This is a genomic window from Aquiluna sp. (assembly GCF_965064355.1).
In genome coordinates this window covers 1-10,649 of record NZ_CBCHRQ010000045.1, presented here as the reverse complement: position 1 = coordinate 10,649, position 10,649 = coordinate 1, and the positions used below count along the sequence as shown (strand labels likewise).

The 10,649-nt window shown below is 52.9% G+C and carries 12 protein-coding genes; 9 read left to right on the top strand and 3 right to left on the bottom strand.

Going from position 1 to position 10,649, the window contains the following annotated elements:
• The first annotated feature begins 151 nt into the window (after positions 1-151).
• From AC128V_RS04970 to ccsB, 4 genes are read left to right on the top strand one after another with little or no spacing between them, the layout of a single operon-like run.
• On the top strand, positions 152-757 hold the full coding sequence (locus AC128V_RS04970; RefSeq protein WP_482763580.1) for a TlpA family protein disulfide reductase: 606 nt from the start codon (positions 152-154) through the stop codon (positions 755-757).
• Positions 754-1,476, top strand: a complete 723-nt coding sequence (locus AC128V_RS04965; protein WP_482763579.1) for a cytochrome c biogenesis CcdA family protein — start codon at positions 754-756, stop codon at positions 1,474-1,476. The genes AC128V_RS04970 and AC128V_RS04965 overlap by 4 nt, the downstream gene beginning before the upstream one ends.
• Positions 1,454-2,953: a cytochrome c biogenesis protein ResB gene (resB, locus tag AC128V_RS04960; RefSeq protein WP_482763578.1), complete on the top strand. Its 1,500-nt coding sequence runs from the start codon at positions 1,454-1,456 to the stop codon at positions 2,951-2,953. The genes AC128V_RS04965 and resB overlap by 23 nt, the downstream gene beginning before the upstream one ends.
• Positions 2,950-3,825 carry a c-type cytochrome biogenesis protein CcsB gene (gene ccsB / locus AC128V_RS04955; protein WP_482763577.1) on the top strand — a complete coding sequence of 292 codons (876 nt, stop codon included), beginning with the start codon at positions 2,950-2,952 and terminating at the stop codon, positions 3,823-3,825. Before resB ends, ccsB begins: the two co-directional genes overlap by 4 nt.
• Here ccsB and AC128V_RS04950 read toward each other — a convergent pair.
• Complete coding sequence (locus AC128V_RS04950) at positions 3,814-4,788, bottom strand: o-succinylbenzoate synthase (RefSeq protein WP_482763576.1); 975 nt, start codon at positions 4,786-4,788, stop codon at positions 3,814-3,816. The two genes, ccsB and AC128V_RS04950, sit on opposite strands and share 12 nt — an antisense overlap.
• Before the next feature lie 17 nt (positions 4,789-4,805).
• Between AC128V_RS04950 and AC128V_RS04945 the strand changes: the two genes are divergently transcribed.
• The 3 genes from AC128V_RS04945 to AC128V_RS04935 are packed head-to-tail and all read left to right on the top strand — an operon-like array spanning position 4,806 to position 7,657.
• Positions 4,806-5,690 carry a 1,4-dihydroxy-2-naphthoyl-CoA synthase gene (locus tag AC128V_RS04945; protein WP_482763575.1) on the top strand — a complete coding sequence of 295 codons (885 nt, stop codon included), beginning with the start codon at positions 4,806-4,808 and terminating at the stop codon, positions 5,688-5,690.
• Positions 5,690-6,769: an AMP-binding protein gene (locus AC128V_RS04940; protein ID WP_482763574.1), complete on the top strand. Its 1,080-nt coding sequence runs from the start codon at positions 5,690-5,692 to the stop codon at positions 6,767-6,769. Before AC128V_RS04945 ends, AC128V_RS04940 begins: the two co-directional genes overlap by 1 nt.
• A gap of 12 nt (positions 6,770-6,781) precedes the next feature.
• On the top strand, positions 6,782-7,657 hold the full coding sequence (locus AC128V_RS04935; protein ID WP_482763573.1) for a 1,4-dihydroxy-2-naphthoate polyprenyltransferase: 876 nt from the start codon (positions 6,782-6,784) through the stop codon (positions 7,655-7,657).
• Here AC128V_RS04935 and AC128V_RS04930 read toward each other — a convergent pair.
• Complete coding sequence (locus tag AC128V_RS04930) at positions 7,619-7,912, bottom strand: DUF4229 domain-containing protein (protein ID WP_482763572.1); 294 nt, start codon at positions 7,910-7,912, stop codon at positions 7,619-7,621. The genes AC128V_RS04935 and AC128V_RS04930 overlap by 39 nt on opposite strands.
• A gap of 39 nt (positions 7,913-7,951) precedes the next feature.
• Between AC128V_RS04930 and AC128V_RS04925 the strand changes: the two genes are divergently transcribed.
• Together AC128V_RS04925 and menD are read left to right on the top strand one after the other, a co-directional pair.
• Entirely contained in the window at positions 7,952-8,251 is a 300-nt protein-coding gene (locus AC128V_RS04925; RefSeq protein ID WP_482763571.1) for a PLD nuclease N-terminal domain-containing protein, read from the top strand.
• The gene (gene menD / locus AC128V_RS04920) at positions 8,248-9,759 is read left to right on the top strand and encodes a 2-succinyl-5-enolpyruvyl-6-hydroxy-3-cyclohexene-1-carboxylic-acid synthase (RefSeq protein WP_482763570.1); all 1,512 of its coding nucleotides are present in this window, start codon (positions 8,248-8,250) and stop codon (positions 9,757-9,759) included. The genes AC128V_RS04925 and menD overlap by 4 nt, the downstream gene beginning before the upstream one ends.
• Here menD and AC128V_RS04915 read toward each other — a convergent pair.
• On the bottom strand, positions 9,756-10,649 hold an 894-nt coding region (locus AC128V_RS04915), incomplete at its 5' end, for an isochorismate synthase (RefSeq protein ID WP_482763569.1). The two genes, menD and AC128V_RS04915, sit on opposite strands and share 4 nt — an antisense overlap.

Sequence of the window (10,649 nt, the reverse complement as noted above, 5' to 3'; positions counted from 1 at the left end):
TGCCGCACGACCCTAGAAACCGCAGGTGTTCGCTTTCGTCGATCACATCGTTCGAGGTGGTGGATGGCAAGTTGGTGGAAGTTGACTACCGCGAGCCTGGTTTAGAGCTAGCAGCAAGACTGAGCGAATCAGCGAAGGATGGAGGTGCGGTGTGAAGAAAGAAACTCAAAGAGCGGTTGCCATCGCACTAGTCATCTTTATTGTCGGCTCGATTGCACTGAGCTTGGTCGGCTGTACCTCGGATCCATTAGCAGACCAGTTTCGCTCTGGGGACTCTAAGAACTACATCGCAGGCGATGGCACCGTCACCGAGTTTGACTCGGCTCAAAGACCAACCTTTCTGCCCTTTACCGGTGAGACCGAGTCAGGACAGATGCTTGATTCCAAGGCCCTAGAGGGCCAAGTTGTGGTCATGAACTGGTGGTATTCAGCGTGTGCTCCTTGCCGAGCTGAAGCTCCGGATCTGCAAGCGCTACACAAAGAGTTTCAGGATCAAGGCGTGCAGTTTGTTGGTGTGAATGTTCGTGATACGGCAGAAACCGCACTGGCTTTTGATCGCAAGTTTGAAATCGGCTTTCCCTCAATCATCGACGCGCAATCCGGGGCTGTCTCCTTGGCTTTTCAGGGAGTTGTACGCCCTCAGGCAGTGCCAACAACTTTGGTCATCGACAAGCAGGGCAAGGTTGCCTCCAGAATTCTGGGTCGAATCGATCCATCGATTCTCAAGACACTGATTGAGACCGTGGTAGCCGAGTGAATCCAGCAGATGTAATCCTCAACGGATCACTTTTGGCAGCCATGCCAATTGCGCTGCTGGCTGGTTTGGTTACCTTCCTATCGCCTTGCGTCTTGCCATTGGTTCCGGGTTACCTCGGATACGTATCGGGTGCTGCGCAAAGCAAGACCAAGTTGGTTTTGGGTGCGGTGCTATTTGTACTTGGATTCACGGTGGTCTTCGTATCGCTCGGAGTACTTGCGGGTTCGGCGGGACTGCTATTTTTTGCCAACAGTTTTTGGGTGCAGTTTGTCTTGGGTTTGCTGGTTATAGTTTTTGGTTTTGCCATGATCGGGCAGTTTGATTTTCTGCAGCGCAGCATAAAGATTCCATTTAGCCCAAAGGTTGGGCTTGCTGGAGCACCGCTTTTGGGTGTGGTTTTTGCCGTGGGATGGACACCTTGCATTGGCCCTACCCTGGCTGCGGTTTTGACTCTCGCTTCAACCACCGGTGATCCGGTTCGAGGTGGCATTCTTGCGACCGTCTACTCGCTAGGTATCGGCATTCCATTCGTTCTGATTGCGCTTGGAATGAACTGGGCAGTGTCGAGCGTGGCCTTTGTGAAAAAGCACCTCAGGACCTTCAACCTCTTTGGCGGGGGCCTTCTGATTTTGATCGGCTTGCTATTGATGACAGGCCTATGGGGCCAGTTCCTGACTTGGATGCAGGGGGTGCAAAGTGGCTTCGAACTTATTCTCTAGTTTGATCTTTTGGCCTCGCTGGTTCTGGCGTCAGCTGACCTCGATGCGCACGGCACTGTTTCTGTTGCTGCTACTAGCGATTGCTGCGGTTCCTGGTTCGGTCTACCCACAGCGCTCGGCTGATCCAAATGGTGTGCGTATTTTCTTTGACAACAACCCAGACGTCGCTGAGGTTATGGATGACTTCCAGCTCTTTGATGTCTACACATCGATCTGGTTCTCCTCGATCTACATCCTTTTGTTTGTGTCACTGGTTGGCTGCGTTGTCCCAAGAACCAAGGTTCACTTTGAGGCGCTAAGAGCCCAGCCGGTTCAGACTCCGCAGAACCTAAAGCGCATGCCGGTTCACCAAAAAGCGAAAGATCAGGCTGGTTACCTAGAGACTGCATTGCAGGTTTTGAAATCAATGCGCTACAAGGTTGCTATGCACCAAGACTCTGTTTCTGCCGAGAAGGGCTACATCAAGGAAACCGGCAACCTGGTCTTCCACTTCTCGCTGATCGGAGTTCTAATCGCGGTTGGTGTCGGAGGCGGTTTGAGCTTTAGCGGGCAAAGAGTTTTGGTGGTTGGCGATAGCTTCGTGAACAACCTGGCTAGTTATGACTCCTTCTCACCGGGTCCGTTTTTCGATGAGTCACAGCTTTCACCATTCAGCGTTCGACTGGATGATTTCCAGGTGTTGTATGACCTGCAGAATCCAAATAATCTCGGTCAACCAATCGACTTCATCGCAAGCGTTACCTCGGAAGGAAAGCAATCTGAGGTTCGAGTGAACTACCCGCTGGAGGCCCCGGGCGCGAGCATTTACCTCACCGGTAATGGGTTTGCTCCGGTGATCACAGTCTTTGACGGTGAGGGGAACGTTGCGTTTTCAGGCCCGAGCGTTTTCTTGCCGCAGGATTCGAATATGACCTCGCTGGGAGTCATTAAGGTCCCAGATGCACTTCCCGAGCAGGTTGGCATCATCGCCTTCTTCTACCCAACCGCCGAGCAATTGGAATCAGGTGCTTACACCTCGATTTACCCAGATCCGATTGATCCGCTTTTGACCATGAATGTCTACTCCGGTGACCTGGGGCTGGATGAAGGTGTTCCCAAGAACGTCTTTGCGCTGGACACCGAAAACCTAGAGGTCGTGGCATCACGAGATGGACCAAACGACCCGATCCAGCTGCGCATCGGCGAGACGGTCGACCTACCAAACCAATTAGGCAAGGTCAGATTCGATGGCCTACTTCGATTCGCATCGCTAGATGTTGCCTATAACCCCGGTGGCATTTGGGTATTGCTGTTCGCCCTGCTGGCACTTTTCTCAATGGGGCTGTCACTAATGACCCCGCGTCGCCGAATTTGGATTCGACGCAATAGAGATGGGACAATAGAGCTAGCTGCTCTGGCTCGCAGTGATGATCCAAGACTCGAAGAAGTCTTGATCGAAGTCCGAAACGAAATTGAATCCAAGGTTGGAAGTAAATGACGATTGTCCTGAATGAGCCGCTATCCCAGATCTCGCTGCTGTTTGTTTCGGCAGCGATGGCGTTTATTGCGCTCGCTCTGGTGCTGTTCTCACTTCAGCTGTCAAAGCTCCTAGGTCAGACGCCCGAAGAGCGCGCCAAGCCATCAAGTCTTGAGCGCATTGGCTTTATTGTCACCGCCGTCGGCACCTTGGTGTTGGCGATTGGTGTTGTGATGCGAGGCATTGCCGCAGGCCGGGTGCCATGGGCAAACATGTATGAGTTCTCTATCTCATCTGCGCTACTGATTCTGTTGGTTTACCTGACTTCTTTGAAGATCAAGGACGTTCGCTTTATCGCAACTTTCGTTACCGGTTTTGTGCTTGTGACCCTCTTTGCTGCGGTCTCACTTTTCTACGTTGAGGTCAAAACCTTGATGCCGGCGCTGCAGAGCTACTGGCTCGTTATCCACGTTGTGGTTGCGATTCTGGCAACCTCGTTCTTCGCAATTGCCGCAGGCCTTCACATTGCATACCTGGTCAAATCCAGCAGCGTTGCAAAGCGTTTGATGGAGCTGTTCCCAGCGCTTGAGCATCTGGAGAGATTGGCATACCGCTTCAACGTGGTTGGTTTTGTGCTTTGGAGCTTTACCTTGATCGCAGGTGCAATCTGGGCAGAGCGAGCCTGGCACCGCTACTGGGGTTGGGACACCAAAGAGGTTTGGACCTTCATCATCTGGACGCTCTACGCCGGTTACCTGCACGCCATGGCAACAAGGGGCTGGAACGGTAAGCGAGCAGCCTGGTTGGGTCTAGTGGCATTCCTTGCGATCATCTTCAACTTCACAATCGTGAACCAGTTCTTCAAGGGACTGCACGTTTACTCAGGCCTCTAAAAGGTCAAAGCAGCGCTCTAAGCGCGCAAGCCACCACTGAGTTCGTTCGGGACTCGCTTCGTACTTTTTCAAAAGAGCGGCATCTGGCTGAATCTCACGCGGGGTAATTCTTCCCGCAACTGGCCTGAGTGGCTCAAGCGTGATGTCTGACTCCATAAGGCTCAAGGTGCCAAGTCCGCAGTCGAAATCAAGCTCTGGCAGTGCTGCCGCTAAGAACGCTCCCTGGGATAGTCCAATGCTTGTTTCGAGCGCTGAGCTAACCACAGCTCGTAAACCGGTTTGCCTTGCGATTTCTAGGCTGCGCTCAATGCCACCTAGCGGCTGAACCTTCAACATCACGATATCTGCCGCTTGTCTTTGAGCAACTTCGATTGGATCACTTGCCTTGCGGATTGATTCATCGGCAGCGATAAGAACATTTAGCCGTAGGTGCTTGATGGTGGTTCTAAGTTCTACTAACTCTTCGATGCTGGCGCAGGGCTGTTCAAAGTAATCAAGTCGCTCAAGCGGGATTTGTGCCAAAAGTTCCAGCGCTTGCTCAGGGGAGAAGTTGCCGTTTGCATCGAGTCGAATCCTGGCATTGGGGTAGCTGGTTGTGACCTTCAAAACCCTGGCAATGTCATCGGTCAGCGTTTGTCCGGTTTCGGCGACCTTGATCTTCACGGTCGAGAATTCACCAAATTTGCGAAGGACATCTTCGACCTGGTCTGGGCTAACCGCAGGCAGGGTTGCATTCACACCAATAGATGTTCTGTTAAGTTTCGGTAGATCTTGATTTGCAAAGCTCAAAGCTGCAGCCAGCCAGTTACTGGCTTCTTGGTCTGAGTATTCAATGAAAGGGGAGAACTCAGCCCAGCGCTTGGTGCCCTTGAAAATTAGTGCCTCGCGGTGGCTTAGGCCGCGGAATTTGGTCAGCATTGGGATGCTCACAACGCTGATTTGGGTTATTTTCTCCCCGTACACCCGATTAGTCTAATTGCATGGCAAATTCGATTTCCGAGACCTTTGATCAAAACCTTTGGCATTCAGTTGCTGGTTTTGAGGAGTTGACCGACGTCAGCTACCACCGTCACAACACCCTTGGTGTTGTGAGGATTGGCTTTTCGCGTCCAGAAGTTAGAAATGCTTTTAGACCGCAAACCGTAGACGAGCTCTACCAAACCCTTGAGCATGCCAGAGCTTCCAGCGATGTTGGCGTTGTGCTGCTCACCGGAAATGGACCATCTCCAAAGGACGGCGTCTGGGCGTTTTGCTCTGGGGGCGACCAAAGGGTTCGAGGCGATGCCGGCTACGAGTATGGACCTGGTACCGCTGGTCGATTGCACATTCTTGAGGTGCAGCGCCTGATTCGCTTTATGCCAAAGGTCGTTATCGCACTGGTCTCTGGCTGGGCTGCCGGAGGCGGACACTCCTTGAATGTGGTTTGCGATCTATCGATTGCTTCTCGTCAACATGCTCGTTTCAAGCAGACCGATGCCGATGTTGGTTCCTTCGATGCCGGCTACGGTAGTGCCTACCTTGCACGTCAAACCGGTCAAAAGTTTGCCCGTGAGATCTTCTTCCTAGGTCGCGAATACGACGCTCAGCGCGCCTACGAAATGGGTGTTGTGAACGCGGTTGCTGACCACGACAAGTTGGAGAGCACAGCGCTTGAGTGGGCCGAGGACATCTTGGCAAAATCCCCAACTGCTATTCGCATGCTGAAGTATGCCTTCAACGCGGTTGATGACGGCCTGGTTGGACAGCAGCTGTTTGCAGGCGAGGCAACCCGCCTTGCCTACGGCACCAAAGAGGCTGCCGAGGGTAAGAACGCATTCTTGGAGAAGCGCAAGCCAGACTGGTCTGACACCCCCTGGCACTACTAATGAAACCGCTTCGCCTGATTCCTGCTAACGACACTTTTCGTGCGCTGTCTAGCTGCGTCGAATTGCTGGATGGCAAAATCGCGCTTTTCATAACAGATCCTGAGCTCAACGGATTGATGCCTGAGGTCAACGGTTTACCAAACGAAGTTTCAAGTGATGTTGCACTAATTGTTGAGAGCTCTGGTTCAACCGGAACTCCTAAGCGCATCGAATTATCAGAGGCTGCTCTTAGAGCATCCGCCCAAGCCTCGGCTGAGCGCCTTGGAGGCCAAGGCCAGTGGCTGCTTGCACTACCAACCAAGTTCATCGCCGGCATAAACGTGCTTGTTCGCTCCGTGATTGCCGATACCCAACCGGTGATTATGAACTCCCAATTGCCATTTACGGCGGACGCATTTTTTAGGGCCGCATCTTTGATGACCGAGCAAAAACGCTTTACCTCTTTGGTCCCGGCCCAACTTGCAAGACTGCTAGATGCCGTCAAGACCGATGACTATTCTCTTTCGCTACTTCGTCGCTTTGATGCCATTTTGGTTGGCGGACAAATGCCAGATCAGTCAGTCGTGGAGCAGCTGCGTGCTTTGGGCGTAAAAATTGTTATCTCCTACGGCATGAGCGAGACAGCAGGTGGCTGCGTCTATGACTCAGTTCCACTTGCCGGGGTCTCTGTGAACATTCGTGACGGTCGAATTGCCATCTCAGGAGAGGTCTTGGCAAATGGATTGCCAAAGGAGTTTCTAACCAGCGACCTCGGTGAAATTCGTGACGGCAAGCTCTATGTCACCGGCCGTGCCGACCGAGTAATCATCTCCGGCGGTCACAAGGTAGCCCTTGAGGCAATCGAGGCAAAAGCACTGGAGATTGCGGGCGTCAAAGAGGTCGCAGCCGTAGCGATTGCAACCAGCTGGGGCGAGTCGGTTGGCTTGGTCTACTCAGGAGCTCCGGATATCGACTATGCAGCCCTGGAACAGTTATCAGTAGCCGCTAAGCCACATCGGGTGCTCTGGGTTGAGGCATTGCCAAGGCTGCTCAGCGGCAAAGCCGACCTTGTGGCAATTGCAAAGCTTTTGAGCGAATAGCATTTGTGGGTTATGTCGATAAAAAACTGGATCACCGGCGCAAGGGTTAGAACCCTGCCGCTTGCCGTAGCGCCTATCGTGCTTGGTTCTGCAAGCGCAGATCTGGTTGATTGTTTTGATCCACTACTGGCTTCTTTGGCACTGCTGGTTGCGCTGTTGTTGCAGATCGGCGTGAACTACGCGAATGACTATTCCGACGGCATTCGTGGCACCGACGCAAATCGAGTGGGCCCACTTCGCCTAACCGGTTCCGGTTTGGTCAGACCTCAGGCAGTCAAACTTGCCGCAGCGCTAACCTTCGGTTTGGCTACTCTGGCAGGTCTTGCGATTGTGCTCATAACCGGTCAGTGGTGGTTGATTGCAGTTGGGGTTTTATGCATCATTGCCGCCTGGTATTACACCGGAGGTAAGTCGCCCTATGGCTATGCCGGGCTTGGCGAAATTGCAGTATTTGTTTTCTTTGGTTTGATTGCCACCGTTGGCACCGCATACATTCAAATTCTTGAGGTGGATGCCATGGCAGTTCTGCTGGGTATCAACTTTGGTTTCTATGCCACCGCCGTTTTGCTGGTGAACAACATTCGCGATGTGAAAACTGACCGCGAAAGTGGCAAGAACACCCTCTCGGTTCGCATCGGAGTGCGGGCATCAAAGTGGCTCTTTGGAGCACTTTTGGTTTTACCGGTTATCTTCAACCTGTTTTTGGCTGCCCTCTACCCGGCGACCATCATTGGCCTTGCCAATCTGATGCTGGTGTTTCCAGCGTTGCTGGCTGGCGTCAAGGGCAAGGGTCCGAAGGACTACATTTCGGCGCTAAAGCTAACTAGCTTTGCGGGCCTTGGCTTTGGGTTACTTGTTGGCCTCGGGCTTTTTGTCGTTTCGTTCTGAGTCCAGAACGTCGTTCTCTAGATCGCTTTCGTCGTCCTGATAGCTGCCGCTAGCATCACGCGAGAGTTTCTTGGCAACAGAAGCGCTGAGGGCATCTCGTTGCTTGTCTAAAAACATAAGGGAGAGCGCGAAGGAGATAGCTGCCGCAAAAACAGTTGAGAACAGTGGGCCGAAATTCAAGAGCATGAACACAGCAAAAATACCGAAGAACATGCCCAATCGGAGCAGGGTGTAGCCAAGCCAAGGGTTCTTCACGGTTACAAGTCTAGGCGAGTCTGAATTAGGGTTGATGGTATGACAAGACTGGCAATTGCCTCGATCGTATTTTTGGTTATCTTCACGGTTTTCACCACCGTCTTTGCCGCTGCGGCAAACAAGAGCGAAGTAAGACTTTTGCCTAAGTGGGTATGGGTGCTTTTGTGCCTGGTTATCCCTTTCTTCGGTGGCCTTTTGTACCTGATGGTTGGAAGACCGTTGGGTAAGGGTCCACAGGGTGGTCAAAAGAACAAACGATATGTCGCACCCGACGATGATCCAAACTTCCTTCGCGATCTGCAGCGCAAGCTAAAGAAAGACGAAGACGACAAGAAGTGACAAACCCAAGCTCCCAAACATTTGCTGCAGAGCTATTGGCGACCCTGGTCGCCTCTGGCGCTAAGCACTTGTACCTAGCTCCGGGAGCAAGATCACAGGCTTTGGCTATGGCAGCCGACCAGTTGGCAAGCGCATCCAAAGCAGACCTAACCATTCGCCTTGATGAGCGATCAATGGGGTTCGTCGCACTTGGTCGTGCAATGGCATCGGGCAGGCCTTCGGTTTTGATCACCACCAGCGGAACCGCGGTTGCGAATCTTCACCCCGCTGTTCTTGAGGCTCACCACAGTGGTGTGCCAATGATTTTGCTAACTGCAGACCGACCAGCCAGATTGCGTGGCAAAGGCGCAAACCAAACCACTAATCAGGTCGGCATCTTCGCCGACGCTGTGATTCGCTGCATCGATGTGAGTGTCCCAGAGCGAGAGGAATTCGGTGCCAGAGCTCTAGCAATAGAGGCCATCGAGCTTGCCACCGGCGAGCACCCAGGGCCTGTGCAGCTAAACCTGCAGTTCCAAGAGCCGCTTAGCGACCTAACTCCTAACGCGAGCGAGATCACAGTTGAGGAGATCTCCCTGCACCCGGTGACGTCTGAGACCTCAAGTCTCGAGGTGGTCATTTCAGACCGTGCGGTAGTTGTTGCCGGAGCTGGTGCCGGAGCAAAAGCTGTTGAGTTTGCGAAGGCAGCGAATCTGCCACTTCTGGCAGAGCCAACCTCCGGCGCTCGCTACTCAGAGCAGGTTGTTGTCGACTACATCGGTGCACTCAGTGGTGAACTTGGACAAGCTGTCGATCAGGTTTTTGTCTTTGGAAAGCCAACTCTTTCAAGACCCATTCAACGCTTGATTGCGAATTCCAAAGTTTGGGTTTGCGTAAGCAATACTCACGGGCACTTTGATCCAAGTGGCAACGCCTTGGGTTATGCCGACCAGCTCATTCCTTTGGGCAGCGCTGAACAATCCTGGGTTGATTCGTGTGTCAAGCAGGAAGTCTTTGTTTCAAAGCGTGGCGATTTGGCCAAGGCAGTTTGGGATGCAACAAAGCAGAATGAACAGCTACTCTTTGGAGCTTCGCAGATCATTCGTGAGGCGGACAGAGTGCTTTCTGCAAAGCAGATTTCGGTTTTTGGTAATCGTGGCCTAGCCGGTATCGATGGCACAGTTTCGACTGCTATCGGACTTGCCCAAAACGGCAAGAAGACCAGAGTGTTGCTTGGAGATCTCACCTTGCTGCACGATGCCAGTGGGCTAAACCTCTCGGGAATCCAGGGTTTGGATATTCAGGTGATTGTTGGCAACGACCACGGTGGCGAGATTTTCAAAAAGCTTGAGGTTGCTCAGCTGTTGCCAGAGGCAACCCTGGAAAAACTGTTCCTGACGCCGCAGAGAGTTGACCTCAAAGCGCTGGCTAGTGCCTACGGCTGGGAGTATTTGGCAGTGGGTTCTATCGAGGAACTCAACAAAGCCATGCAGCGCTCAGGGCAACTGCTAATCGACTACCAGCTCTAGGAATCGAAGGCGTAGCGAACCGCGCGGAACTTTAGCTCGGTCTCGGCAAGCTCAGCCTGCGGGTCAGACTCGGCAACAATTCCGCAGCCGGCAATTGCTCTAACAACTACCTTGTCTGCATAGCTCTCAATGATTCCACCGCGCAACGCGATTGCAAGTTCTCCTGAGCCATCGGCAGAAACCCAGCCAACCGGTCCGGCATAGCCACCACGGTCATAAGGTTCTAATTCTTCAATCACCGAAATTGCTAAATCTCTCGGGGTGCCAGCAACCGCCGCGGTTGGGTGGAGTCTTGCGATTACATCCAGCAGGCTGATTGCCGGCTTGAGCTTTCCTCGAACATCGGTTGCTAGGTGCCAAAGATCCGGAAGGGCTAGAGAGAATGGCTGAGAATCTGCCTCAACCCAATCGCAGAACGGCTCTAACTCGGAAACCATCGACTGCACCGCATAGCCGTGCTCATTGTTGTTCTTGATCGAGTGCGAAAGTCCATCTGCGATTGCACGATCAACATCTGGGTCGGTTCCGCGTCCTGCGGTTCCTGCCAACACTCGTGCCGAAACCTCACCGCGCTCTGCGCGAAGCAGTAGCTCCGGAGATGCACCAAAGACACCCTCAACCTTGTAGGTCCAGCAATCTGGGTAGCGAGAGCGAAGCCTTGCAAGCGGAGTCGTCAAGTCGGGTTGAGAATCTAAGACCATCTCAAGGTCACGAGATAGCACGACCTTTTTGAGCTCGCTCTGTTGGATTTTGGTGATTGCGTTAGATACTGCAGCTTCAAACCCAGCGGCACTTAGCCGACCGGTGTGGAACTGAGTCGGGGTTGATGTCTTAGCCGCAGCGGCATCCTCGCCCTCTACCTCGATAACAAAGCTGGCTTCTGGGCGAAT